Consider the following 25,971-nt stretch of genomic DNA (forward strand, 5'->3'; position numbering starts at 1 on the left):
TCGTCTCACTGGTGGTCATTCCGCCACTCCCACTTCCGGCAGCCCCACGGTGGCCCGGTCGAGTTGCGGCAGCCGGCCCCACTTGCCCGGGTGCCAGGGTTCCTGGTTCTCGCTGGGCCAGGCCCGGAACGGCCGGCCCAGCTCCTGGCAGAGGTACTGCGCGGCGAACCGCCCACTGGTGGCGGCCCTGATCAGCCCGCCGAGCACGGTCCACTGGCCCGCCATCGAGAAGCCGCTCAGTCCGGGCAGTCGCATCCGCTCCCGGTTGACCAGCCGGTTGGCGGCGTCCTCGGCCTCGGAGAAGGCCTGCCAGGCGAGGATGCTGCCGTAGGTGTTGCCGGTGAACCGCTCGGTGGTCACCGGCGAGGCGACGTCCACGAGTTCGATCCGCCGGCCGAGCCCGGGGTACGTCCGCTCCAGGAACTCCCGGACGAACGCGGCGACTTCCTGCTTGCGCGCCCGGTAGGCCCGGCGGTCGCTGGTGCGCAGGTCCTTCCAGGAGCGGTAGTCGCTGAAGTAGGTGCAGTGCAGCACCGACTTGCCCGGCGGCGCGAAGCCGTCCGCGTAGGAGGAGCGCAGCTGCACCACCAGGCTGCGCTGGAGCGAGCCGGGCAGCCGCTCGCCGTCCTCGGGCGTCAGCAGGTAGGTGGTGCTGTGCGGCTCGCCCTCGGGCAGCGGGCCGTCGATGCCGACGAAGGCGGACACCACGGCCGGGTACAGGTTGCCCGGCTTGTCGAGCAGTTCGCCGTACAGCCGCTCGGTGGACGGGCTGGAGTAGCGCCCTTCCAGCAGCCGGTCCAGCACCGTCGGACCGTCGCAGGCGGCCACCACGTGGTCCGCGAAGTGCTGTGAGCCGTCCCGGAGTTCCACACCGATCGCCCGGCCGTCCTCGATCAGGATGCGCTCGACCCGGCAGCGGTAGCCGATCGTCCCGCCGAGCGAGGTGTAGCGCTCCTCCACCGAGCGGGCCAGGCCGAGCGAACCGCCCTGCGGGAAGCCCGCGTTGCCGTTGTGCGAGGCGGCCAGGGTGTACAGGTACGGCAGCAGCGGGAAGCCGGTCGGCTCCTGGAGGAACATGTTGGGGAAGGCCCGCCGCAGCAGCGGGTCCTGGAAGCGCTCGGCGAAGCCGCTCATCGGGGTGGTCGCGGTGCGCCAGAACAGCCGGAACGCGGGCAGCACGGCGCGCAGGGTGCGCAGCCGTTCCGCCGTGGTGCGCAGCGGCGGCGGGGTGAGCTCCCAGGGCAGGTCGATCGCGGCGAAGCGGCGCAGGTCCCGGCAGAAGGCCCGGATCGGCTTGGCGTCGCCGGGCGCGACCTCCAGCAGGTGGGCCTCCAGCCGGTCCGGGTCGCCGAAGAAGGTGACGGCCCGGCCGTGTTCGTCGACGACCCGGTTGAAGGTCTCGAAGCGGGTCACCGACTTGCCGTCCAGGGCGCCGAGTTCGCTCCACACCTGGTGCGCTCCGGTGCCCTCGGCGGTGCCGATCAGCCAGTCGATGCAGTAGTCGAAGAGGTAGCCGTGCCGGGACCACGCGGCGCAGCAGCCGCCGGGCAGGACGTGCTTCTCGAAGATCCGGGTCTCCAGGCCGCTCATCTGCGCGTAGCAGCCGGTGGCGAGGCCGGCCAGGCCGGCCCCGATCACGATGACCCGGGGCGGGCCGTCGCCGGCCCGCTCCCTGGTGGACCAGTCCGGTCCCCGGTCAGCCGCGGCCATCGGCGGTGCCTCCGGCCAGGATGGCGCCCGCCAGTTCGGCGTTGCGGGCGGCGAACTCGCCGTCGAGCATCTCGGCGTGGGTGCCGTGGCCGACGTACACCGCGGTGCCGGTGGTGGAGGCGCCGTGCCAGGAGCCCGGCTCCCCGCCCACGTGTACCGAGAGCCGGTCACGTTCGCAGACCACGTCCAACTGGGCTTTCACGGTCCCGGTGTTGGGCGTGCGGCTGCTGAACTCCAGGTAGTCCCTGGCCTGTTCGAGGGTCTCCTGGGCGACGATCTTCGAGCCGGTGTGGCGGTGCAGGTGCTCGTGGAGTTCGCGTTCGAAGACGGCCAGGTGCTCGTCACCGAGGTCGAAGGCCTCGGTGACCCGGTAGGCGTCCACCAGGAGCACCGAGTCGACGGTGCGCCCGCGCCGTTCCAGCTCCTTGGCCACCTCGTAGGCGAGGTTGCCGCCGAGCGAGTAGCCGAGCAGCGCGTACGGCCCGTCGGGGTGCAGTTCCTCGACCAGGTCCGCGTAGCGGGCGGTCTTGTCGTCTCCGGTCAGGTAGTTGAAGGAGGCGATCCGGTGCTCCGGCAGGTGCGCGGCGAGCTGCCGGTAGACCAGCCCGTGCCCGCCGGCCGGCGGGAAGCAGAAGACCGTACGGCCTTCGGGCGCTTCGGAGTTGAACCAGAGGTAGGGCTCGCCGCCGGCCACCTCGCCGGTGATGATCTGTTCGACGGTGCGGGCCATGCCGTGCAGGGTGGTGACCTTGAACAGCAGGCCGACCGGGATGCTGATGTTGAACTCGCTCTGGAGGTGGTGGATCAGCTCGATGAGCCGGATCGAGCTGCCGCCGAGTTCGAAGAAGTCGTGCTGGAGGCCGACTTCTTCGAGGCCGAGCAGGTTCCGCCAGTGCTCGGCGACCCTGGTCTCGTAGAGCGTGACCGGCGGTTCGTGCTGGGCCCCGGCCGTGTCGGCCTTGGGCTCGGGCAGCGCCGCGAGGTCCACCTTGCCGTTCGGGGTGAGCGGCAGGGCGGGCAGTTCGGTGAGGTAGGAGGGGATCATCACGGTGGGCAGGTGCTCGGCCAGGTGGCGGCGCAGCTCGCGGCGGTCCAGCGCGGTGCCCTCGGCGGGCACCACGTAGGCGGCCAGCGTGGCCTCGCCCCGGGCGTCCTGGCGGACCGCTACGCAGGCCTGGGCGAGTTCCGGGCGGGCGGTGAGGTGGGCCTCGATCTCGCCCAGCTCGATCCGGTGGCCGCGGACCTTGACCTGGTTGTCGATCCGGCCGAGCAGGTGCAGGGTGCCGGCGGTGTCCCAGTGGCCGAGGTCTCCGGTGCGGTAGAGCCGGACGGTCGCACCGTCGAGCTCCCGGGTGACGAAGCGCCGGGCGGCCTGCTCCGGGTCGTTGGGATAGCCGGCCGCGACGCCCGCGCCGCCGATCCACAGCTCGCCGGGCACGCCCGCCGGGACGGGCTCGCCGTAGGGGTCGAGGACGTACACCGCGCTGTTCGGGAACGGCCGGCCGATCGGCACCATCCGGCCGGGTTCCAGGTGTTCGGCGACGCCCTCGTAGTAGGTGCTGTCGACGCTGGCCTCGGTCAGCCCGTAGGAGTTGACCAGCCGGGTCTGCGGGCCGCACAGGGCGCGCAGCCGCTGGTGCTCGGCGGCCTTCCAGGAGTCGGAGCCGACGATCAGCAGCCGCAGGAAGTCCAGTGTGAGGCCCTCGCGTTCGCAGTGCGCCAGCAGTGCGCGGGCCACGGCGGGCACGAACTCGCCGCCGTCCACGGCCTCTTCCCGCATCACCCGGTAGAGCCGGGCGGTGTCGAAGAGCAGCTCGCGGTCGACCAGGACGAGGGTGCCGCCGGTGCTGAGCGCTCGGGCGAGGTCGCCGGAGAACACGTCGAAGGCGGTGCCGGCCATCTGGAGGTGCGCCCGGACCTCGGTGTCCAGCCGGTATTCGGCGCGCCACCCGGCCGTGACGGCGGCCAGGTTGCGGTGGTCGACCCGCACCCCCTTCGGGCGGCCGGTGGAGCCCGAGGTGTGGATCACGTAGGCGGCCCGGTCCGGGTCGGCGGCGGGCAGCGGCAGGGCGGCCCCGGCGGGCCGGTCCAGCTCCTCCAGGGTGACCGGCTCGGCGGGCAGTTCGGCCGCGAGCGGGCGCCGCTGGTCGATCACCACCAGCGCCGCTCCGGCGTCGGCCACCTGGTGGGCGAGCCGGTCGGCGGGGTGTCCGGGGTCGAGCGGCAGGTAGGCGGCGCCGGCCCGCCAGATCGCCAGCAGGGTGGTGATCAGCTCGGGTGACTTGTCCAGACAGACCGCGACCACCGAGCCCTCGCCGACGCCGAGTTCGCGCAGCCGTACGGCGAAGCGGTGGGAGCGTCGCTCCAGTTCGCCGTAGCTCAGCCGATGGATCATGTCCCGGCCGGGTGCGACCACCGCGACGGCCTCGGGCCGCTCGGCGGCGGCCTTGGCGAACAGCTCCGGCACCGGGGTGTCGTGCTCGATCCGGCGTTCGGCGCCGCTGAAGCCGGTGAGGATCTCCCGGCGCTCGGCCTCGCCCAGCATCCGCAGCCGCCCGACCGGCTCGCCCTCGGCGGCGCGGGTCATGGCGTCCAGCAGGTTGCGGTAGTGGGCGGCGAGCCGCTGGACGGTGGCCGGCTCGAAGAGGTCGGAGTTGTACTTGAAGACGCAGTGGAAGCAGCCGTCCGAGCGGTCCTCGTAGGCGGACAGCGTCAGGTCGAACTGCCCTTCCTCTTCGGGGAGTTCGATGTACTCCAGGCGGTAGCCGAAGCGCTCCACGGCGACCTTGTGGGTGAGCAGGATGAACATCGCCTGGAACACCGCGGACCGGCTCGGGTCGTGCTGGAGCCCCAACTGCTCGACCAGCAGCGGGAAGGGGTAGTCCTGGTTGTCCAGGCCGCCGAGCACGCTGCCCCGCACCCGGGCCAGCAGCTCGGTCACGGTCGGCTCCCCGGCCAGGCTCACGTGCAGCGGCAGCGGGTTGACGAAGTAGCCGTAGACGGAGCCGAACTCCTCCTGGGTGCGGCCGGTGACGGGGCTGCCGACCACGATGTCCGGCTGCCCGGACCAGCGGTGCAGCAGCAGGTAGTAGGCGCTGAGCAGCACCATGAACGGGGTGGCGCCGTTCGCCCGCGCCAACTCGTGGACTCTGGCGGTGAGTTCGGCGTCCAGCCGGAAGAACTCGGAGGCCCCGTTGTGGGTCTGCACGGCCGGGCGCGGCTTGTCGGTGGGCAGCGCCAGCACCGGCATCTCGGCCGGCAGGTGGCCGCGCCAGTAGTCGAGCATCCGGCGGGCCTCGGGCCCGGCCAGGAAGCGGTTCTGGTGGTTGAGGAAGTCCAGGTAGCGGGCCGGCACCGGGGGCAGCTCCGGGGTGCGGCCCTGGCGCAGCGCCTCGTAGACCTCGAACAGCTCCTCGATGAAGGTGAAGGTGGAGATCGCGTCCGAGACGATGTGGTGGACGGCCTTCATCAGCACCCAGCGGTCCGGCCCGCGCCGGAACAGCCGCAGCCGGACCAGCGGGTCCCCGGCGAGATCGTACGGGCGCCGGTACTCGCGGACGATCAGCTCGTGGATCTCCTCCCACGGCCGGCCCTCGACGTCGAACAGTCCGGTGTCGGCCTCGGCCTCCTCCCGGATCCGCTGGACCGGGCGGCCCTCCTCGGCCGTGAAGGCGGCGCGCAGCTCGGGGTGCCGGGCGACCAGGAAGCGGAAGGCCTCGAACATCAGCTCCGGGTCGATCTCGGCGCGGACCTCGACGGCGCCGCCGATGTTGTACGCGAAGCCGTCCGGGTGCAGCAGGCGCAGGAACCAGAGCGCCTGCTGGTTGTGGGTGAGCGGGTAGCGGGACTCGTCGGTGTACAGCTCCACCTCGGCCTGGGCCGGGCCGCCGTCGGCGTCGAGCCGCTCGGTCAGGCCCTCGGTGAGCAGGTCGACGAGGTCGCCGACGGTGCCGTTGCTGAGCAGGGCGACCACCGGCAGGGCGACGCCCAGTTCGCCGTGCACCCGGGCGCGCAGCTCCATCGCGAGCAGCGAGTCCAGGCCGTGCGCGCCGAGCCTGGTCTCCGTGTCGATCCGCTCGGCACCGATCCGCAGCACGGCCGCGGCGGCGGCGGTGAACCGCTCGGTGACCAGCTCCCGGCGGGCCTGCGGGTCGGCCGCGCGGTAGGCGTCCAGGAAGCCGCCGGTCTCGGCCGGGGCCTGTTCGGCGGCGTTCGCCGCCAGGTCGGCGACCAGCGGCGGCGGCGCCGGGTACCAGGCGAGGAAGGTCGGCCAGTCGACCACGGTGGCGACCAGCAGCTGGGCGCGGTCCTGGCCGAGGACGCGCTCCAGGACGGCCGTCCCGGCGTCCGGCGGCAGCGAGCTCATGCCGCGCGCGTCGCGGTAGTGGGCGACCAGGCCCAGCTCCTCGATCATGCCGGTGGCCCAGGGGCCCCAGTCGAGGCTGAGACCGGGCAGGCCGTCGGCCCGGCGGTGGTGGGCGAGGGCGTCCAGGAAGGCGTTGCCGGCCGCGTAGTTGGTCTGCCCGGCGGTGGTGAGCAGCGAGGCGACGGAGGCGAACAGCACGAAGTGGTCGAGCGGTTCGTCGCGCAGCAGCCGGTGCAGCAGGTGGCCGCCGACGACCTTGGGGGCGTAGCCGGCGTCGAAGGCCGGCCGGTCCATCTGGGCCAGCAGGGTGTCCTTGACCTGCCCGGCGAGGTGGAACACGCCCCGGATCGGCGGGCGTTGGCGCTGCCGGTAGTCGGCGAGCCAGTCCGCGAGGGCGGCCTCGTCGGTGACGTCCACCGGGGCGAGCAGCGGTTCGGCGCCGAGCGCCTGGAGTTCGCGCAGGAAGGCGATCCGCTCCCCGGCGGGGCTGTCCGGGTCGGTGTGCGCCCACTGGGCGCGCTCGGGCAGGGCGGTGCGTCCGACCAGGATCAGTCGGCGGGCGCCGCGCCGGACGAGGGTGCGGCAGAGCAGCCGGCCGAGGGCGCCGAAGGCGCCGGTGACGAGGTAGCTGCCGTCGGGGCGCAGCACGGGCGGCAGCGGGCGGGTGAGGCCCTCGGCCTGCCGCAGCCGGCTGGTGAGCCGGGCGCCGGCCCGCAGGGCGATCTCCTGCTCGTCCCCGGCGGCGAGTTCGGCGAGCAGTGCCTCGGCCTGGGCGGTGGCGTCGGCGGCGGGGTCGAGGTCGATCAGGGTGCCGCGCTGGGCGACCAGCTCCTGCTGCCACAGCACCCGTCCGATGCCCCAGGCGGGGGCGCCGAGCGGTTCGACCCGGTCGCCGGGGGCGGCGGGCTGGGTGCCCCGGGTGACGATGTGCAGTCGGCCGTCCGGGCGGGCGGCAGGCAGGGCCTGGGCGAGGGTGATCAGCGAGTAGGCGCCGAGGGTGGCGAGCGGGCCGAGCCGGTCGGCGGTGGCGGTGTCCAGGGCGGGCAGGTCGAGGTTCCAGAGGTGGACGACGGTGCCGAAGCTTGAGTCGAGGTCGGCGAACAGCCGCCGGACGTCCTCGGCGGAGTCGGGCCGTACGGTCGAGTGGTCCTCGCCGTGCCGGTACTCGGTGCCGGGCCGCACCAGGTGGCAGCGGGCGCCGCGGGCGGTGGCCAGGGCGGCCAGCCGTTCGCCGAGGCCGCCTTCGTCGGTGAAGAGCAGCAGGTCGCCGGGCGTCTGCTCGATGGTCGGCTCGGGCGCGGCCACCCAGGCGACCTCGGTGAGCCAGCCGTCGATGGTGGCCAGCCCGACGGAGGCCGGGGCCTGGGCGACGTCGGCGACCTTGAAGCCGGTGACCTTGCCGACGGGGGTGCCGTCCTCGGTGTAGAGCGCGAGGTCGCCGACGAGCTCCTCGCCGCTGTCGCGGGTGACGGTGGCGTGCACCCAGAGCGGGCGGTCGCCGATCTCGTCGAGCCTGACCTCCTCGATCGAGACGGGCAGCCGGACGCTGCCGCCCTCGGGGGTGTGCAGCCGGGTGGTGAGCAGGGCCTGGAAGCAGCCGTCCAGCAGGACCGGGTGCAGGTGGTGGGCGGCGGCGTCCGGGCCGAGCTGCTCGGTCGGCCGGATCCGGGCCAGTGCCTCGTCGGGGCCGGCCCAGACCTCGGCGATGGTCTGGAAGGCGGGGCCGTAGTCGTAGCCGAGTTCGGCCAGCCGCCGGTAGCAGTCCGGGCCGTCGAGCCGCCGGCCCCGGGCGCGCAGCGCGTCCAGGTCCGGTGCGGGCCCGTAGGCGCGGCGCTGGCCGGTGCGGACCCGGCCGGCGGCGTGCACGCCGGGTTCGCCGCCCTCCGGGGTGGAGGCGATGGTGAAGCGGGCGTCCTCGGTCGCGTAGCCGAGCTGGACCGGGACGGGGTCGGTCTCGGAGAGGAACAGTGCCCGGTTCAGTTCGATCTCGGCCAGCGTCACCACGGTGGCGCCGGTCAGGGTGCGGACGGCCTGGGCGGCCATCTCCAGGTACCCGGCGGCCGGGAAAACCACCTGGCCCTCGATCCGGTGGTCGTTCAGGTAGGGCAGCCGCTCGGGGTCGAGGGTGCCGGTCCAGCCGGGCTGGGCGCTGGCGGTGCGACGGCCGAGCAGCGGGTGGTCGAGCCGTCCGAGCCGGACCTGCTCGACCGCCTTGGGCTCCACCCAGTAGCGGTCGCGCCGCCACGGGTAGGCCGGCAGCGGCGTCGGGCGGCCGGCCGGGTGCAGCGCGTCCCAGCTCAACTCGACGCCGAGGGTGTGGAGTTCGGCGAGGCTGCGGGCGAGGCGCTCGGGTTCGTCCTGCTGCCGGCGGATCGACGGCAGGGTGTGCGCCTGCTCGGCGCACTCGCGGATCGCGTGGCCGAGCACCGGGTGCGGTCCGAGCTCCAGGAAGAGCCCGTGCCCGTCCTCGGCCATCCGCTCGACGGCTGCCCGGAAGCGCACCGGGTTGCGGACGTTCTGCCACCAGTACTCGCCGTCCAGCTCCGGCCCGCGGGCGAGCCCCTCGCGGGCGGTCAGGTAGAGCGGCAGCCGCGCCTCCTGCGGCTTGATGGTGGCGAGCGAGGCGACCAGCTCGTCCCGGATCGGGTCCATCCGCACGCTGTGGTACGGGACTTCGACGTCCAGCAGCCGGGCGAAGACGCCCTGCTGGTTCAGCTCCTCGGCCAGTTCGCGCAGCGCGTCGGCGTCTCCGGCCAGGGTCACCGCGGAGGGGCTGTTGACGGCGCCGAGCGAGATCCGGTCGCGGTACGGGCGGATCCGGCGCTCGGCCTCCGCCTCCGGCAGGCCGACGGCGAGCATGGTGCCGGTGCCGGCCAGGCGCTGCTGGAGCCGGCTGCGGGCGAGCACCACCTTGACGGCGTCGGCCAGGTCGTAGACCCCGGCCTCGTGGAAGGCGGCGACCTCACCGGTGCTGTGGCCGACCACCGCGTCGGGGCGCAGGCCGTGGCTTCGCCAGAGCGCCGAAAGGCCCACCTGGACGGCGAAGTTGGCGGGCTGGGCGAGCCAGGTCTCGGCCATCCGGGAGTCCGCTTCGCTGCGCTCCAGCTCGGTCAGCAGCGACCAGCCGGCCTGCTCGCGGATCTCCCGGTCGACGGCCCGCACGGCTTCCCGGTAGACCGGCTCGTGCTCGTACAGTCCCCGGCCCATCCCCCACCACTGGGGGCCCATGCCGGTGAACACCCAGGCCAGGCGCCGCTGTTTGCGTTCCCGGGCGCGGCCCTGGACCACCCGCGGGTGCTCCTCGCCGCGCTCGTACGCGGCCAGCGCCTCGTCCAGGTCCTGCCGGGTGGAGTAGACCACCGCGAGCCGCTCGGGCAGGTGCTGGCGGCGGTGCGCCAGGGTGTGGCCGAGGTCGGCGAGCGGCGCCCCGTCGGCGAGCTCCTGCCGTACGGCCGCGGCCAGTTCGGGCAGTCCGGCGGCGTCCTTGGTGCTCAGCGGCAGCACCGTGCGGACCGGCTCGGCCACCGGCTGGTCGGACTCGGGCTGCGGCGGCTCCTCCAGCAGGACGTGGGCGTTGGTGCCGCCGAAGCCGAAGGAGTTGACGCCCGCGCGGGCCGGGCCCACGTGCTCGGGCCAGACCGTCGGGACGGTCGGGATGTCGAACGGCAGCGCGTCAAGGTCGATGCCGGGGTTGGGCCGTTCCAGGTTGAGGTGCGGCGGGATGCTGCGGTGCTTGAGCGCGAGCACCGTCTTGATCAGCCCGGCGACGCCGGCCGCGGCCTCGGTGTGCCCGATGTTGGTCTTGACCGAGCCGACGTAGCAGCGGTCCCCGGGGCGGCGGCCGATGCCGAGCACCCGGCCGAGGGCGGCGGCCTCGATCGGGTCGCCGACCGGGGTGGAGGTGCCATGCGCCTCGACGTACTGGAGACTGCCGGGCACCACCCCGGCCTCGGCGCAGACCCGCTCGATCAGGGTGACCTGGGCGTCCGCGCTGGGGACGGTGATGCCGTTGGTGCGGCCGTCCTGGTTGACGCCGCTGCCGAGGATGACGGCGTGCACCGGGTCCCCGTCGCGCAGCGCGTCGGAGAGCCGCTTGAGCACGACCACACCGACGCCCTCGGCCCGGACGTAGCCGTCGGCGGAGGCGTCGAAGGCGCGCGAGCGGCCGTCCGCGGAGAGGAATCCGCCCTTGGTCTCGGCGATCGTGTACTGCGGCGTCATGTGCAGCAACGCCCCGCCGGCCAGGGCGAGTTCGGTCTCGCCGCGGAGCAGGCTCTGGCAAGCGAGGTGGACGGCGACCAGCGAGGAGCTGCACGCGGTGTCGATCGAGACGCTGGGCCCGCGGAAGTCGAAGCAGTGCGAGATCCGGTTGGACACCATCGTCATCATGGTGCCGGTGGCGGTGTGCGCGGCGATGGTGGAGAAGTCGAGGTCGGCGAACTGGAGGATCTTCCAGTCGAGGGTGAAGGCGCCCATGTAGACGCCGACCTCCCGGCCGGCCAGTTCGTCGGGGCGCAGGCCGCCGTCCTCCAGGGCCTCCCAGCTGACCTCCAGGAGCTTGCGCTGCTGCGGGTCCATGTGTTCGGCCTCGCGCGGGCTGATCCCGAAGAAGTCCGGGTCGAAGGTGTCGAAGCCGTCGATGTAGCCGCCCCGGCCGCCGATCAGCCGCCCCGGCTTGGCCCGGTCCCTGCTGCCCAGGGTGCCGGTGTCGTAGCGGTCGGCGGGCGTCTCGGTGAGACAGTCCCGGCCCTCGATCAGGTTGCGCCAGTAGGAACGGTGGTCGTTGGCGTGTCCCGGCAGGCGGCAGCCGATACCGGTGATCGCGATGCGTTCGCGGGGCACGGCGAAGGGCGAGGAGGTCATGATCCAATCCGAGGGTGATGGCGTGGCGCCGGGGACACGGGCAAGTGGGGGCGGCCTCGCGGGCCGGGGTTCAGACGGACTGTTCGGTCGTCTTCACCCGGCGCCAGGGATGCAGCAGGGTGGCGCCGAGCTCCCCTGTGGCGGGGAACGCGGCCGGGTCGGTGAGGCCGACGGTCTTCGGCGCTCTGCCGGGCCGCCACGTGAAGCTTCCGAACACGTGATCCCAGAGCGAGAGGTCGGAGGCGTAGTGGCCGGCTTCGGCGAGGTCGGTGCTGTGGTGCAGGCGGTGGAGTTCCGGGCCGGCCAGGACGTGGCTGAGCGGGCCGATGCGGACTTCGATGTTGGCGTGGACGAAATACCCCTGAGCCAGGACGAATATTCCGACCACGAACACCGAATCCGGTGAGAATCCGATGAGCGCCAGCGACAGTTGGACCACGGACTGCGCGACGAAGACGTCCAGGAAATGGTTCACGCCGTTGTTCGCGACGTTCACCTTGTCCGGGACGTGATGCACGCCGTGCAGCCGCCAGAGCCACCGATTGCGGTGGGACCACCGGTGCACGAGGTAGTCGCCGAGCGAGCCGACCAGCAGCGCGAGGGGGATCTCCACTGCGAACGGCAGCGCCGGATGGGCCGGGCCGAGCACTCCCACCAGCGTCGCCACCAGCCCTTGGGCCAGTGCGCCGCCGACCATGCTCAGCACGAAGTAGACGCTGTACCAGCGTAGTTCACGCCGACTCGGATGCCAGTCGATCCGGTACGGGATCACCCGTTCCAGGACCGCCAGATATCCGATCAGGGCTATCAGGAAGAGCGGCGAGACCCGATCCGGCGCCCAGTGGAAGTGCAGGGTGGCGATGGCCGTGCACAGCACACCCACGAGCAGGAGCGGATGGGCGAGCCGGCGGGCAATGGCTGACAGCACGCGCCCCCCGTTCTTCGCGGACTAACGACTGGAAACGTCAGAGACTCTAGGCGGAGTAGGACCGTCGTGACAGTCATTCGACGTGTTAACTCCATGAATGACCCGATCGGCGGACTATACGCGCACGAAGTTGACGTCTGTACGGCGCGAAGGGGGCGCATTTTCGAGAAGTAACGGGAGTTGACGGGGCGTGGACGCGACCGTGCCACCTTTCGGGCGCTGTTGCGCGCCCCTCCTGCGCCGGTCTGCGCCGCGACCGATCCGGCCAACCCTCCGCCCCCGGTCAGGAGCGGGCCGGCTCCGCCAATCGGTGCGCGGCACTGGGCGCGCACGCCGTGAGGCGGTCGCGCAGGCCGCGCAGCTCGTACTCGACGAGGGCGGGCAGGGCGGTGGCCCCGGTCGCCTCCAGTGCGGGGCCGAGCAGTTCGACGGCCGCCGCCGGATCATGGGCGCAGGCATGGCAGTCGGCCGCCCGGACGATGAACAGCAGTCGACTGGACGGCAGTTGGTTCGGACCGAGCAGGCCGAGCGCGGTCTCGGTGGCGCTCAACGCCCGGCGGGCCAGCCGGGGATCGTCGGTGGCCGCGGCGAGGTCGCGCAGTGCGGCGGCCGCCGCGGACTCGACCCGCATCCGCATCGAGGCGATGGAGAGCCAGGGCACGTCCAGTTCGTCGTCCGCGCCGATGTGGTCCAGGTGCGCACGGGCCAGGCCGATCTGCCGGACGGTCGCCGGCACGTCCCCGGCCAGCGCGTACGCCCGGGCCCGGCTGATCCGGCCCATCGCGCCGGCCCAGTGCCGGTCCGGGGCGACCCGGTCGATCTCCCGGGCGTAGCCGAGGGCGGCCGCCGGGTCCCCGTCCAGCCGGGCCAGGATGCTCATGTCGCTGAGCGTGCCGACCTGGGTGGCCTGGTCCGCGGCCAGCCCGGCCCAGGTGAGCGCGCGGTCGTAGCAGGCCATCGCGGTGGCGTTGCGGCCGTCCTGCATCCTCAGCGCACCGGCCGCGTGGGCGTGTTCGGCGGCGAGCCGGACCAGCGGGCCGCGCTGTGCGGCGGGGGCGGCGGCGAGCCGGGCGAGCACGGCGTGCAGGGTGCGTTCGACGGCGGCGGCCAGGCCGGGCCGGTCGCCGGTCTCGCCGGAGCGCAGGTGGGCGGCGAGCAGCCCGGTCAGCGCGTGCGCGGTGGCGGCGTCCAGCGGTCGCGCCGCGGACGGGTCGGAGAGCGCCCGTGGGGCGCAGAACTCGGCGTGCAGGGCGGCGATTTCACCGGGTTCGGGGACGGTGCAGCCCGCGGCGCCGTGCAGCGGGCAGAGCAGGCCGTAGTCGGGCAGCCGCAGCGGCGCCGGGGCGGGGACGGGCGCACCTGACGACGGTTCGCCCGGCAGCGGGTGGCGGAGCAGGGCCGGTGCGAGGGCCTCCAGGAAGCAGAGTTCGGCGCTCTCGGCGCGCTGGCAGGCGGCGCTCAACTCGCCGCCCGCGCCGAGCAGCTCGTCGATCCGGTCGGCCATCCGGGGAGTGACCCGGCGGGCACCGTGCTCGATCTTGCTGACCGCGGTGTGGTCGTAGCCGATCCCGGCGCCGAGCTGCGCCTGGGTGAGGCCGGCCCGGCGTCGCCAGTGCCGCATCCGGGCGCCGAACTCCCGCCAGGCGTCCCGCCCCCGGCCGGTCGGCGGTGCCGGCACCGCTGCCACAGGGGCCACCCGGTTGCGCTGCACGGCTGCCTCCCCGGGCGCGGCGCCCCGGCCGGTCGCACGGCCCGCCGACGATTCCAGTGGTTCCGACGACTCCGATGACGAGGACGGTACTCGATGGAGACCCGCCCCGTACATGACGTGGTCTCAACCACTTGAAGAAAACCCCAGCTTGACGCAAAGCCGAACCGGCGGGCTTGACGGAATTTGCCAACCCTATGCCCCGCGCGCACCGGCCATTGACCTGATCATGACGCCGTGTGAGGGTTCGGGCACCCGAGCGCGGACGGCCCGCACGGTCACCTCCCCCAGACCCGGCCCTGCGGTGCGCCACCAGCCTTGCCGTCCGCGGTCGAGGACCCCCACATGCGAGGAGCCTCGATGCAACGCAGAGTTTCCGCAGGTCGGTTGCTGACCACGGCGACCACCCTGACCGTGCTGGCCGGCATGATCGCCGCCACCGCCGGGCCCGCCACCGCCGCACCCGCCCCGACCCCGGCGCCGCCGAGCGCCCTGGCCGCCGCCGTGAACGCGGCCGACGCCGCGGCCGCGGCCGGGCTGGACGCGCTGGCCAAGGGGCCGGACGAGACCTACGAGCGCAAAGCCGTCACCCCGTGGGTCGGCGGCCTCTACTCCGTCGCGTACGAGCGCAGCTACCGCGGCCTGCCGGTGGTCGGCGGTGACGCGGTGGTGCTCGCGGACGGGCAGGGCAAGGTCCGCGGGCTCCAGTCGGCGGCCTCCGGCCCGGTCGGCGGCTCGACCAAGCCGCAGGTCAGCGCGGAGCAGGCGGAGAAGACCGCGCGGACCAGGCTGGCCACCGTGGACGCGGTGGAGTCCCGCCGCCTGGTCGTCCGGGTCAAGGACGGCGGCAGTGGCCGGCTCGCCTGGGAGACCGTGCTCACCGGGCGCACCGCAAGCGCCCCGAGCCGGCTGCACGTCTTCGTGGACGCCGCCACCGGCGAGGTGATCGACAGCTACGACGACGTCCGGGCCGGCACCATCAACAGCGAGTGGAACGGCCCGGCCCCGGTCACCATCAGCACCACCGGCTCGGGCGGCTCGTACTCGCTGCGCGACCCCAACCGGCCCGGTCTGTCGTGCTCCGACTACAGCACCGGCCAGGTGTTCTCCAAGTCCAGTGACTCCTGGGGCACCGGCAGCGCCTCCAGCAAGGAGACCGGCTGCGGCGACGCGATGTTCGCCGCCCAGAAGGAATGGGACATGCTCCGCGACTGGCTCGGTCGCAACGGGCACAACGGCAACGGCGGCAGCTGGCCGGTCAAGGTCGGCCTCAGTGACGTCAACGCCTACTGGGACGGCAGCACGATATCCATCGGCCACAGCCAGGCCAACAAGTGGATCGCCTCGATCGACGTGGTCGGCCACGAGTTCGGCCACGGCATCGACCAGTACACCCCGGGCGGCGCCAACAACGAGGCCGGCCTGGGCGAGTCCACCGGCGACATCATGGGCGCGCTCACCGAGGCGTACGCCAACGAGCCCGCGCCGTACGACAGCCCGGACTACACCGTCGGCGAGATGATCAACCTGGTCGGCAGCGGCCCGATCCGCAACATGTACAACCCCTCGCTGGTGAGCAACAACCCCAACTGCTACTCCGCCTCCATCCCGCAGACCGAGGAGCACGCGGCGGCCGGCCCGCTGAACCACTGGTTCTACCTGCTGGCCGAGGGCTCCAACCCGGGCGGCGGCAAGCCCACCAGCCCGACCTGCAACAACTCCTCCGTCACCGGCATCGGCGTCAAGCAGGCCGGCCAGGTCTTCTACGGCGGCATGCTGCTCAAGACCAGCGGCATGACGTACAAGCGCTACCGCACCACCACCCTGACGGCGGCCAAGAGCCTGGACGCGAGCTGCACCTTCTTCAACCGGGCCAAGGCCGCCTGGGACGCGATCAGCGTGCCCGCGCAGACCGGTGACCCGACCTGCACGCCGTCCGGCAACAACGACTTCTCGCTCTCGCTGAACCCGGCCTCCGGCACCGTCCAGCCCGGCGCCTCGACCTCGGCGACGGTGGGCACCGCCGTCACCTCGGGCACCGCGCAGAGCGTCAGCCTGACCGCCTCCGGCCTGCCGTCCGGCGTCACCGCGAGCTTCAACCCCTCGTCGGTGCAGGCCGGTTCGTCCTCCACCCTGACGCTCGCCGCCTCCTCGGCCGCGGCCGCCGGGACGTACCAGATCACCGTGACCGGCACCGCCGGCACCACCACCCACACCGCCCAGTACGGCCTGACGGTCGGCGGCGGGGGCAACCCCGGCGGGCCCGCGCCCGACATCGACGTCGCCAAGGTCCAGGCCCACCTGTCCCAGCTGAACAGCATCGCCAACCAGAACGGCGGCAACCGCCGGGCGGGCAGCGCCGGGCACAGCCAGTCGCTGGCGTACATCAAGGGCAAGCTCCAGGCTGCCGGTTACAGCGTCACCGAGCAGACCTGCACCTCCTGCACCTACCAGTCCAACAACCTGATCGCCGACTGGCCCGGCGGCCCGTCCGACCAGGTCACCATGTTCGGCGCCCACCTGGACAGCGTCTCGGCCGGCCCCGGCATCAACGACAACGGCTCCGGCTCGGCCACCCTGCTGGAGAACGCGCTGGTGCTCGCCCAGCAGAACCCCAGCCTGACCAGGCACGTCCGGTTCGCCTGGTGGACGGGTGAGGAGCAGGGCCTCCAGGGCTCCCAGTCCTACGTCGGCCAGCTGGGCTCCGCCCAGCGCTCCGCGATCAAGGCCTACTACAACTTCGACATGATCGGCTCGACCAACGCCGGCTACTTCATCAACAACGTCTCCTCCTCGGCCTCCGCGCCGATGAAGGCCTACTGGGACTCGCTGAACCTCCAGCCGGAGGAGAACGTCGAGGGCCAGGGCCGCTCCGACGACTACTCCTTCCAGCAGGCCGGCATCCCGACCTCGGGCTACGCGGCCGGCGCCAGCGCCGTCAAGACCTCGGCGCAGGCCGCCAAGTGGGGTGGCACGGCGGGCCGCTCGTACGACTCCTGCTACCACCAGTCCTGCGACACCACCGGCAACGTCGACGCGACGGTGCTCAACCGCAGCGCCGACGGCGTGGCGTACACCATCTGGAAGACCTCGGTCGGCGGCAGCACCCCCGCCAACGACTTCTCCCTCTCGGTGAACCCGGCCACCGCCACCGTCGCGCCCGGGGACACCGCCACCGCGACGGTCGCCACCACGACCACCTCCGGCTCGGCCCAGACGGTCAACCTGACCGCCTCGGGCGCCCCGGCCGGTGTGACGGTCTCCTTCAGCCCGTCCTCGGTGCAGTCCGGCGGCTCGGCGACGCTCACCGTCGCCACCTCCGCCTCGACCGCCGGCGGCACCTACAACATCACCCTGACCGGGACCGGCTCGGCCACCCACAGCACCAGCTTCTCCCTGGTGGTGGGCAACGGCCCGACCAACCCCGGCGGCACCTGGACGCCCGGCACCACCTACCAGGCGGGCGACGTGGTGACCTACAACGGGGTCGGCTACCGCTGCCTCCAGGGCCACACCGCCCAGGTCGGCTGGGAGCCGCCGATCGTCCCGGCGCTCTGGCAGCAGGTGTGACCTAAACCTGCCGGTCAGCGGCTGCGCCGCGGTCCGTCGAGGGGGACGGACCGCGGCGCAGCCGTGTCCGCGGGCGGGCGCTCAGCCGGCGTGGAAGGCCACCCTGGCGTTGGCGTCGACCGGCAGGACCAGCACGTTGCCGGTGGCCCAGGTCCATTGCCGCGGGATCAGGAACATCCGGTTGTCGGACTGCGCCAGCAGCCGCAGGCCTTCGTAGCGGTACCGGAAGTGCGCCCCCGCGCCCTCGGCCGGCAGCGGCGTCTCCCGCACGCCGGACCAGTCCAGTGCGAGCCGCTCCGACGTGTCGAGCATGACGGCCGGCCGCACCTGGAGGTTATGGGAGAGCGCTTCGGCCTCGGCCTGCCCCTTCTGCTGGGCGTAGTTGCCGACCGCCCAGTAGGCGCACAGCGCGAGGATACCCACCGTGACGCCCAGCGCCACCCGCTCCCCCGACACGGGGAACGCCGCGCCGGCGCCCCGCACGTACAGCAGCCGCGCCAGGAGGGCGAGCAGCAGGGCGCCGCCGATCAGCAGCGGGGTGCCCATCGGGCCGGCCTCGATGACCTCGAACCCCGCCGCCACGCCGAGCACCAGCAGCACGGCCGTCGGCAGGACGGCGGCGAGGCACACCCGGCGCAGCGCCCGGGTGGCGCCCGGGCCGCGGCGGGCGACGCCGGACACCAGCGGGAACGTCAGGGCGGCCACCAGCACCCCGGTGAGCGCGACCTCGGCGGGCACGTAGAGCGCCGAGGAACTGCGCAGGAGCAGTTCCTGGGTGGAGAAGCCGATCGTCGCGGCGTCGAGGCCGAAGTAGCCGTAGTACGCGTCGGCGTAGGCGTAGCCGAAGAAGAAGAGGAGCGCGGTGACGAAGGTGGTCGGGGCGATCCAGCGCGCGGCCGCGGTGATCCACCCGCCCCACGGGCTCGCGGCGGGCGGCTCCGCGGCGCCGGACGGCCGCGCCGCCGCTTCGGCGGGCCGGTCCTCCCCGGCAGGGCTCAGTGGGGGCTCCCGCTCTCGGGGCCGGTCCCGCCACCGCTCTGGTACGAGGTCGCGCTCGCGGTGCCGGTCACCCCGCCGCTCTGGTACGGGGTCGCGCTCTCACTGGGGCTGGTCGATTCGGTGCCCGGAGCGGTCGCGCCGGTGATGGGCGCGGTCGGGCTGGGAGACGTCGTACTGAGGACCACTCCCTCGGCCTTGAGCTGCCGGCTCTCTCCGCCGATGGTCACCGTGTAGCAGATCGGCCGGTTCTTCTCGCTCTCCGTCGGGAGGGCGAACGCCAGTGGTTCGCTGCCACTGGAGGTCACGGTCGTCGTGGCCTGGCTCGGGGTGGCGGGCACGGCGTTGACCGTGCAGTCGGTGACGTCACTGACGACGGCCTGGACCGGGGTGGGCGTGGAGCTCTTCAGCGTGACGACGGCCCTCGTGCCCCAGCCCCGCCCGGCGGCGGACACCGAACCGGCTTCCTGGAAGCTCGCGTCGGTCGCGCGGACCTCGGTCCGCTGCTCCTCGGGCGGCGGGCTGGTGGTCTGCGCGCCGGCAGTCTGTCCGTTGCCGGTCTGGCCGTTGCCGGTCTGGCCGTTGCCGTTGCCGTTGCCGTTGTTGCCGGAGCCGCCACCGCAGGCCGCGAGGGCCGGTACGAGCAGGGCGGCCACCAGCCACCAAACCGCCCGGCCGGTCGGGCCGCCTCCGAAGTGCCGGGTCCCGGGCATGCGTTCTCCCATCCGCGCAGCGCGTCAGGGCCGGTCGGCCCCGCCGCACGGTACCCGGGCCGGTCCCGTATGGCGGGTCACCGCGCTGCCCGGGCCACCGCCCGCCGCCCGTTCGGCGCAACCCGGGCCGGGCGGCCGTGGCATAGAGTCGGACGGTCCGTCAGTGACCGGAAGGAAGCGAACCGTGAGCACCGACACCCGCCCGGTACCGGAGCTGGCCGCCCAGATCGTCGAGCAGTGGCGGGCCGAGGAGGCCGAACTCGTCGACCTGCTGGCCCGCGCGCAGCGCGGCGTCGGCGGCGTCGCCGCCTTCCGGCTCGGCCCGACGCCGACCGTCCTGGTCACCGACCCGGCCGCCGTGCAGCACGTCCTGGGCCGCCACCCGGACCGGTACGTCAAGCGCTCGCACCGCGCCCGGATGCTGGTCGGGGACGGCATACTGTCCGCCACCGGGGACGCCTGGAAGCGTCAACGTCGGCGGCTGCAGTCACAGTTCACCGGCACCGGGATGCGCCGCTACGAGCAGCGGATCGCCGCCGCCGCGCGCCGCACCGCCGAGCGCTGGGAGGAGTACCGGCGCACCGGGGCGACCTTCGACGTCGCCGAGGAGATGCGCGGCTTCGCCCTGGACACCGTCTGGCGGGCGCTCACCGGGATGCCCCTGGACGACCGGACGGACCACGAACTCCGTTCGGTGGAACGGGTGGTGGCCGCGATGCCGACACTGCCGAGCAACGCGGCGGACGCCCGGGACGCGGTCGCCGAGGACCTGGCCCGGATCGACGCGGTGGCGCACGCGGCGATCGACGCGGCGCGCTCGTCGGGTTCGGCCGGCTCGACCGAACCGGCCGGGCTGCTTCGGGAGTTGGTCGAGGCGGGTGAGCAATTCCCCGAGTACACCGACCGGTTGATCCGCGACGAGCTGGTCACCCTGCTCGTCGCCGGGCACGAGACCACGGCCACCACGCTCACCTGGCTCTTCCTGCTGCTGGACCGCCACCCCGAGGCCCGGACGGCCGATCCGCAGACGCTGGTGAGCGAGACCCTGCGGCTCTACCCCTCCGCCTGGCTGCTCCCCCGGCACGCCATCGAGGACGACGTGATCGCCGGGCACCACATCGCGGCCGGGACGGACGTCCTGGTCTGCCCGTACCTCACCCACCGCGACCCGGCGCTGTGGCCCGACCCCGAGCGATTCGACCCGGCCCGCTTCGCCCCCGGCGCGGACCGCCCCGGGCAGCTCGGCGCCTACTTCCCGTTCGGCCTCGGCGCCCGCGCCTGCCTCGGCACCCAGTTCGCGCTGCGCGAGACCACGGCGCTGCTGGAACTGCTGCTGCCGATGGGGCCGTTGACCTTCGAATCCCGGCCGAAGGGCGCCGCGTACAGCATCACCGTGCGGCCGGACGGGCCGACTCCGGCCGTGCTGCGCTGAGGATTCCCGCTTTCTCCGGTGACGCATGCAACCTTCCGGGCGCGCGCCGCATCAGGGGGGTGGGCCGGTCCGACTGTCGACCGAGCACCCGTCTCGGCATAGGCTGATCCGCGCCCGAACGGACGTCCGTCCGTCGTCGGGCCTGGGGGGCCGATCCGCCGCAGGGGCGCGGGCCCGCAGTCCACGAAGGATCGCAGGGGGGATGGAAGCGTGTTCGAGGAGAACCGGGACAACCGGCACGACGGCTACCAGGAGTTCGACCAGCTCGCGGACGACGATGCCGGGTACGACCGGCACGCCCCGCACGGCTCGTACGACCCGCACGACTCCCATGACGCGGAGGAGGACGGCGACGGGCGCCCGCGCGGCTCGACCGCCCGCCGGGCCGTGATGGTGGCGGCCGGCGGGGTGTTCGCCGCGCTGCTGGCGGTCGGCGGCTACGGCGCCTACAACGTGATGAACGCCGTGTCGGACGGCGGCTCCTCCGGCGACGGCGGCCACCAGACCTCCGACACCGCGGCGAAGGCCCCGCAGTCCCCGCCGACCGCCGAGCAGGCCGAGTCGGCGGCCAAGGAGTTCCTGGCAGCCTGGGGCCGCGGCGACCTCACCGCCGCCGGCGGACTGACCGACCGGCCGGAGACCGCCCGGGCCGCGCTGGCGGCGTTCCACGACCAGGTGGGGGCCCGCGCGCTCACCCTCACCGGGACGGGCCGCGCGCCGGGCGACAGCCCCGGCGAACCGGCCCTCGGCTTCCGGGTGAAGGCGGAGTTCGAGGGCGTCCCGAACGCCTGGGAGTACGACAGCGTGCTCAGCTTCGTCCGCTCCGAGGAGGGGCGGGCGGTGGTGCGCTGGAAGCCGACCGTGATCCACCCGCAGCTCACCGCGGGCCGGACCATCGCGGTGAAGGCACTGCCCAACGCCGTGTCCAAGCCCGTCGACCGCAAGGGGCGGCCGCTGGACGCCTTCCCGTCACTGCGCACCGTCCTCCCCCAGATCGCCCCACCGGACGGCTCCGAGATCGTCACCGGCCGGGCCGTGGTGCTCTCGGGCGCGAGCGGCGGCGGTACCGCTGCCGACACCGGCACTGGCAGCGAATCGGAGCAGCTGTTCGTCCTGACCCCGGGGAGCGCCCCACAGGTCAAGCTCACCCTGGACGCCGACCTCCAGCAGGCGGCCGAGGACGCCGTCAAGCAGCAGTCGGCGAACGGCAATCCGGCCTCGCTGGTGGCCATCCAGCCGAGCACCGGCAACATCCTGGCGATGGCGTACTCGCCGCAGGGCGGGTTCAACCGCGCGGTCGCCGGCGGCCAGGCGCCCGGATCGACGATGAAGGTGATCACCTCGGCCGCCCTGCTGGAAGCCGGGGTGAGCCCCGACACGGCGGTGCCGTGCAAGGCCACCACCTACTCCCCTCGCGCCTGGCACAACGACGAGCCCGGCGACTTCCCGTCCTACACGCTCGCCGACGACTTCTCCCACTCCTGCAACACGGGCTTCATCGACAAGGGCCTGGAGAAGCTCCAGCCCAGCGTCCTCGGCAAGGTGGCCCGCGAGCAGTTCGGCCTCGGCCTGGAGTGGCACATCGGCATCCCGAGCCGGGACGTCACCATTCCGACGCCAGGGAACAAGGACGAGGCCGCGGCCCAGTACATCGGCCAGGGCCAGATCCAGGCCAACTCGCTGGCGATGGCCTCGGTCGCCGCCACCGTGCAGAACGGGACGTTCCACCAGCCCGTCCTGCGCGAGGACGCCAAGCGCGTGACGGCGCCCGGCAGGCTCCCCGCCGATGTCGCCCAGGGCCTGCGCGCCATGATGGCCAAGACCGCCACCCAGGGCACCGCCCGTACCCCGATGGCCGGCCTGTCCGGCCAGATCGGCGCCAAGACCGGCACCGTCGAGGCCGGCGGGCAGGCCACCAACAGCTGGTTCATCGCCTACCGCGGCGACCTCGCCGTCGCCGCCGAGGTCGAGGGCGGCGGCCACGGCTTCAGCGCGGCGGGGGTGGCCGCCGCCCAGGTGCTGAAGGAGGGCGGCAAGGGCTGAGCGGCAAGGGCTGAGCGACAGGGGCTGGGAGGCCAGGGCTGGGAGCGGCGGACGGCCGGGCCTGACCGAAGGGGTCGGACCGGAGACCTCAGGCCCGGCCTTCGCCCTGGATGAGGCGGAGGTTGGGCAGGCCGGGGAGCAACGGGGTGCGCTCCCCGGCCTGCCGGATGTCCTGTTCGGCGGCGTGCTCGTCGGCCAGGTCTTCGAACATCCAGGCGCCCCACGCGCGGAAGCGGGCCTTGCTCCCCTCGTCGGCCTCCTCCTCCCCCGGGTAGGGGACGACGTGGACGACGCCCTGTTCGCCGCCCCAGGTGTAGCCGCGGTACGGCGGCAGGTGTTCGGGCTCGTCCGTCATGGGGTGCCTCCGGTGGGTGTCCTCGGGTGGGTGTCCTCGGGTGGGGTTGACCCGGGGTTTGGGTTTCCTCGGCTGATGTGCCGCCGCGGGAAACGATTCGGGAGCACGAAGGGCCCGCCGACGCAGCGCGATTCCCTCTTCCGGTGCGGGCGGTTCAGTCGCTCGTGACGCGGAAGACCGGGTAGCCGGGGGCGATCCGGAGCAGCTCCTCGGCCGGGGCGTCCGGGCCGGTCCCCTCGAAGAAGGTGCTGACCTCCCAGTTCCAGCGGCGCAGGTAGGCGCGGAGGACCTCGGGCTTGTCGGCGTCCGGGAGTTCGATGGCGTGGAAGACCTCGGTGCGACGGCCGACCCGGAGTTGGCCGGTTCCGGCCGCTCGGAGGTTGCGGACCCACTGGGTCTGGCCGCGCGGGGCGACGAGGTAGCGCTCGCCCTCATGGGTGAGCAGGTTGACGGGGGTGGTGCGCCACTCGCCGCTCTTGCGGCCGCGGACGGCCAGCACCCGGGAGCCCCAGAGGCTGACCCCGGCCTTGGTGAGGGCGGCGACCATGTTGTTGAGCAGCTTGCCGGCCGCGACGCCCAGGCGGCTGGTCGGCATGATCAGGCGAGTGGTGGGGCTGGGCAGGTGCTCGGTGCGGGACATCGCGGCTCCTCGATTCCGTGAGTACTGCTTCCCTTCGCGACTGCCGCTCCTGATTGCGACTATCGCTTCCTTTCGAGAGCACTGCTCTCGCTTTCGGCGCCCTCAGCATGTCACGAGCAGCGACATGAAACAAGAGCAGTGCTCTCACTTGCGTGCGGCGCTCCGAAATGTGGCAGGCTGTCCCCATGCCAGCGATCCGGACCGCCCGCGAACGGGCCCGCGAGGAACTCACCCGCGAGATCAAGCAGGAGGCCCGCCGCCAACTCACCTCGGTGGGCGCCCAACAGCTGTCGCTGCGCGCCGTCGCCCGCGAGCTGGGCATGGCCTCCTCCGCGCTGTACCGCTACTTCGCCAGTCGCGACGAGCTGCTGACCGCGCTGATCATCGACGCCTACAACGAACTCGGCGACGCCGCCGACCGCGCCCTCGCCGCCACCGCCTCCGGCACGGCACGCGAGCGCTGGCGCGCCCTGTGGGCGGCCACCCGCGACTGGGCCCGGGCCAACCCGCACGAGTTCTCGCTGGTCTTCGGCACCCCCGTGCCGGGCTACGCGGCGCCGCAGACCACCATCCGGCCCGCCGCCCGGCTGCCGCTCGCCCTGCTCGGCGTGGTCCGCGACGCCCGGCCCCGGCCGGCCGCGCCCGTCCCGCCCCCGCGCGGCACATTGGCCGGGCAGCTGTCCCGGCTCACCGAAGAACTCGGCCTCGACCTGGCGCCGCACATCCTCGCCCGGAGCATCGGCGCCTGGGTGCAGCTGATCGGCCTGATCGGCTTCGAGCTGCACGGCCACCTGGCCGGCCCGATGGAACCGGCGGACGACTTCTTCGCCTGGACCGCCGAACAGACGGCCGACGCGATCGGGCTCTGAAGCCCGGCCGGCCGCCCCGCCCAGCAGGGCGGCTCACGCCCCCGGCCGCACCCGGCCCGCCCGTGCCTCCAGGTACCGGCGCTCCGTCAGGCTCGCGGTGGCCCGGGCGGCGCGCCGGTAGTGGTCGTACGCCCCGAGCGCGTCGCCGGTCCGCTCCAGCAGGTGCGCCCGGACGGACAGCAGCCGGTGGTGCCCGGCCATCCGGGCGTCGGCGTCCAGGGTGGCGAGGAGCGCCAGGCCGGCCTCCGGACCCCCGATCTCGGCCAGGGCGATCGCCCGGTTGAGGGTGACCACCGGGTTGGGCGCGATCCGCTCCAGCACCAGGTACAGCCCGTGCACCTGCCGCCAGTCGGTGGCCTCGGCGGTGGCCGCGTCGGCATGGGTGGCGGCGATCGCGGCCTGAAGCCGGTACGGGCCGAGCTCGGGCTCCGCCAGCGCCTCCTTGACCAGCGCCGTTCCCTCCGCGATCAGCGCGCGGTCCCAGCGCGTACGGTCCTGCTCGGCGAGCGGGACGAGGTCGCCGGAGGCCGTGGTCCTGGCCGCGCGGCGGGCGTCGGTCAGCAGCATCAGCGCGAGCAGCCCGGCCACCTCGCCGTCCCGGGGCAGCTGCGCGCGCACCATCCGGGTCAGCCGGATCGCCTCCCGCCTGAGGTCGAGTCGGTGCGCCTCGGCGCCCGAGGAGGCGGTGTAGCCCTCGTTGAAGATCAGGTAGAGCACCTGGAGCACGACCCGCAGCCGCTCCTCACGCTCACCCGCCGGCAGCGCCCCTTCGGGCAACGCTCCCTCGGGCGGTGAGAACGAGCCGGCCGCCGCCCTGATCCGCTGCTTGGCCCGGCTGATCCGGGCCGCCATCGTCGCCTCCGGCACCAGGAAGGCGCGGGCGATCTCGGCCGTGGTCAGCCCGCCGACCGCCCGCAGCGTCAGGGCGGTCTGCGAGGCGGCGGTCAGCGCCGGGTGGCAGCACAGGAACAGCAACAGGAGCGTGTCGTCGGTGTCGGGCACCTCCTCCGGTGCCACCTCGGCGGCCGCCGTCGCCAACTCCCGTTCACGCCGGGCGCGGTCGCCGCGCAGCTGGTCGATCAGCCGCCGCCCGGCGACGGTCACCAGCCAGCCGCGCGGGTTGTCCGGCATCCCCTCGGACGGCCACTGCACGGCGGCGGCGAGGACCGCCTCCTGCACCGCGTCCTCGCAGCCCTCGAATCTGCCGTACCGTCGTACCAACGTGCCGAGGACCTGCGGCGTGAGTTCACGCAGCAGGTCCTCGAAGTCCGGTGCCGTCATGCCTCCAAGTGTCCGTCGCAGAACATCACCTGGCGCACCTCGACGCCCAGCCCCTCGATCGCGGTGTCGGGGATGCGGGTGGCCACGTCGATCGCGCGCTGCTTGTCCTCGCAGTCGATCAGGTAGAAGCCGCCCAGGAACTCCTTGGCCTCCAGGAACGGTCCGTCGGTCACCACCGGCTGACCATCACGGACGGTCACCACGGCGGCCTGCGAGGGGTCGGCCAGTGCCTGGGTGAGGATGAACTCGCCGGACGCCTTCAGCTCCTCGATGAACCGGCCGTGCCCGACCCCGAGCGCCGCCCGCTCCTCGTCGGTCAGCGCGTCCAGCACGGCCGGGTTGATGTGCAGGCTGATCAGGAACTTCATCTCGTCCTCCTCGGGTGCGCGGGCCCCGGGCCGGGCCGCCTTCGAGCGGTGGTCGGAGCGGGCGCCGCGATCTCGACGTCCTCCGAGGAGGAATCTCGCACGAATCCGGGAAGCGAGGGCCGGGCGAGG

At 73.3% G+C, this 25,971-nt stretch carries 14 protein-coding genes; 4 read left to right on the plus strand and 10 right to left on the minus strand.

The genetic code is table 11. The features are described 5' to 3' along the window. Positions 1–15 precede the first annotated feature (15 nt). The 4 genes from QWJ13_RS00415 to QWJ13_RS00430 form a co-directional block, all read right to left on the minus strand. A complete protein-coding gene (locus QWJ13_RS00415; RefSeq protein ID WP_316519757.1) occupies positions 16–1,710 on the minus strand; it encodes a phytoene desaturase family protein in 1,695 nt (564 codons plus the stop codon). After that, positions 1,697–10,939 carry a non-ribosomal peptide synthetase/type I polyketide synthase gene (locus tag QWJ13_RS00420; RefSeq protein ID WP_316519758.1) on the minus strand — a complete coding sequence of 3,081 codons (9,243 nt, stop codon included), beginning with the start codon at positions 10,937–10,939 and terminating at the stop codon, positions 1,697–1,699. The genes QWJ13_RS00415 and QWJ13_RS00420 overlap by 14 nt, the downstream gene beginning before the upstream one ends. A 70-nt stretch (positions 10,940–11,009) precedes the next feature. Beyond that, on the minus strand, positions 11,010–11,867 hold the full coding sequence (locus tag QWJ13_RS00425; protein ID WP_432277400.1) for a sterol desaturase family protein: 858 nt from the start codon (positions 11,865–11,867) through the stop codon (positions 11,010–11,012). Positions 11,868–12,150: 283 nt separating this feature from the next. Next, positions 12,151–13,578 (minus strand): helix-turn-helix domain-containing protein, encoded by a 1,428-nt coding sequence (locus QWJ13_RS00430; protein ID WP_316519760.1) that lies wholly within the window; start codon positions 13,576–13,578, stop codon positions 12,151–12,153. A gap of 357 nt (positions 13,579–13,935) precedes the next feature. Here QWJ13_RS00430 and QWJ13_RS00435 point away from each other — a divergent pair, with 357 nt between their 5' ends. After that, a complete protein-coding gene (locus tag QWJ13_RS00435; RefSeq protein ID WP_432277401.1) occupies positions 13,936–17,145 on the plus strand; it encodes a M28 family peptidase in 3,210 nt (1,069 codons plus the stop codon). A gap of 81 nt (positions 17,146–17,226) precedes the next feature. On the opposite strand, the gene QWJ13_RS00440 is transcribed toward QWJ13_RS00435, so the two are convergent. After that, the gene (locus QWJ13_RS00440) at positions 17,227–17,883 is read right to left on the minus strand and encodes a hypothetical protein (protein ID WP_316519761.1); all 657 of its coding nucleotides are present in this window, start codon (positions 17,881–17,883) and stop codon (positions 17,227–17,229) included. Positions 17,884–18,140: 257 nt separating this feature from the next. Further along, positions 18,141–18,854, minus strand: a complete 714-nt coding sequence (locus QWJ13_RS00445) for a hypothetical protein (RefSeq protein ID WP_316519763.1) — start codon at positions 18,852–18,854, stop codon at positions 18,141–18,143. Positions 18,855–19,038: 184 nt separating this feature from the next. Here QWJ13_RS00445 and QWJ13_RS00450 point away from each other — a divergent pair, with 184 nt between their 5' ends. Further along, positions 19,039–20,286, plus strand: a complete 1,248-nt coding sequence (locus tag QWJ13_RS00450) for a cytochrome P450 (RefSeq protein ID WP_316519764.1) — start codon at positions 19,039–19,041, stop codon at positions 20,284–20,286. A gap of 210 nt (positions 20,287–20,496) precedes the next feature. Beyond that, on the plus strand, positions 20,497–22,329 hold the full coding sequence (locus QWJ13_RS00455) for a penicillin-binding transpeptidase domain-containing protein (RefSeq protein ID WP_316519765.1): 1,833 nt from the start codon (positions 20,497–20,499) through the stop codon (positions 22,327–22,329). Positions 22,330–22,417: 88 nt separating this feature from the next. On the opposite strand, the gene QWJ13_RS00460 is transcribed toward QWJ13_RS00455, so the two are convergent. Both QWJ13_RS00460 and QWJ13_RS00465 read right to left on the minus strand, forming a co-directional pair. Then, positions 22,418–22,684 carry a hypothetical protein gene (locus QWJ13_RS00460; protein WP_316519766.1) on the minus strand — a complete coding sequence of 89 codons (267 nt, stop codon included), beginning with the start codon at positions 22,682–22,684 and terminating at the stop codon, positions 22,418–22,420. A gap of 154 nt (positions 22,685–22,838) precedes the next feature. Next, a complete protein-coding gene (locus tag QWJ13_RS00465; protein WP_316521575.1) occupies positions 22,839–23,279 on the minus strand; it encodes a nitroreductase family deazaflavin-dependent oxidoreductase in 441 nt (146 codons plus the stop codon). 230 nt (positions 23,280–23,509) lie between these two features. Between QWJ13_RS00465 and QWJ13_RS00470 the strand changes: the two genes are divergently transcribed. Next, positions 23,510–24,193, plus strand: coding sequence for a TetR/AcrR family transcriptional regulator (locus QWJ13_RS00470; protein ID WP_316519767.1), 684 nt, complete (start codon positions 23,510–23,512; stop codon positions 24,191–24,193). Between the two features lie 33 nt (positions 24,194–24,226). On the opposite strand, the gene QWJ13_RS00475 is transcribed toward QWJ13_RS00470, so the two are convergent. Then, positions 24,227–25,474, minus strand: coding sequence for an RNA polymerase sigma factor (locus QWJ13_RS00475; protein WP_316519768.1), 1,248 nt, complete (start codon positions 25,472–25,474; stop codon positions 24,227–24,229). Beyond that, positions 25,471–25,842, minus strand: coding sequence for a YciI family protein (locus QWJ13_RS00480; protein ID WP_316519769.1), 372 nt, complete (start codon positions 25,840–25,842; stop codon positions 25,471–25,473). Before QWJ13_RS00480 ends, QWJ13_RS00475 begins: the two co-directional genes overlap by 4 nt. Between the last annotated feature and the right edge of the window lie 129 nt (positions 25,843–25,971).

The organism is Kitasatospora brasiliensis, assembly GCF_032654805.1.
GTDB lineage: Bacteria > Actinomycetota > Actinomycetes > Streptomycetales > Streptomycetaceae > Kitasatospora > Kitasatospora brasiliensis.

What these genes read in the sequence shown, in the direction of transcription:
- QWJ13_RS00445 (WP_316519763.1), bottom strand. Translation starts at nt 18,854, where the DNA reads ATGCCCGGGACCCGGCACTTCGGAGGCGGCCCGACCGGCCGGGCGGTT.
- QWJ13_RS00465 (WP_316521575.1), bottom strand. Translation starts at nt 23,279, where the DNA reads ATGCCGACCAGCCGCCTGGGCGTCGCGGCCGGCAAGCTGCTCAACAAC.
- QWJ13_RS00480 (WP_316519769.1), bottom strand. Translation starts at nt 25,842, where the DNA reads ATGAAGTTCCTGATCAGCCTGCACATCAACCCGGCCGTGCTGGACGCG.
- QWJ13_RS00475 (WP_316519768.1), bottom strand. Translation starts at nt 25,474, where the DNA reads ATGACGGCACCGGACTTCGAGGACCTGCTGCGTGAACTCACGCCGCAG.
- QWJ13_RS00420 (WP_316519758.1), bottom strand. Translation starts at nt 10,939, where the DNA reads ATGACCTCCTCGCCCTTCGCCGTGCCCCGCGAACGCATCGCGATCACC.
- QWJ13_RS00415 (WP_316519757.1), bottom strand. Translation starts at nt 1,710, where the DNA reads ATGGCCGCGGCTGACCGGGGACCGGACTGGTCCACCAGGGAGCGGGCC.
- QWJ13_RS00470 (WP_316519767.1), top strand. Translation starts at nt 23,510, where the DNA reads ATGCCAGCGATCCGGACCGCCCGCGAACGGGCCCGCGAGGAACTCACC.
- QWJ13_RS00435 (WP_432277401.1), top strand. Translation starts at nt 13,936, where the DNA reads ATGCAACGCAGAGTTTCCGCAGGTCGGTTGCTGACCACGGCGACCACC.
- QWJ13_RS00460 (WP_316519766.1), bottom strand. Translation starts at nt 22,684, where the DNA reads ATGACGGACGAGCCCGAACACCTGCCGCCGTACCGCGGCTACACCTGG.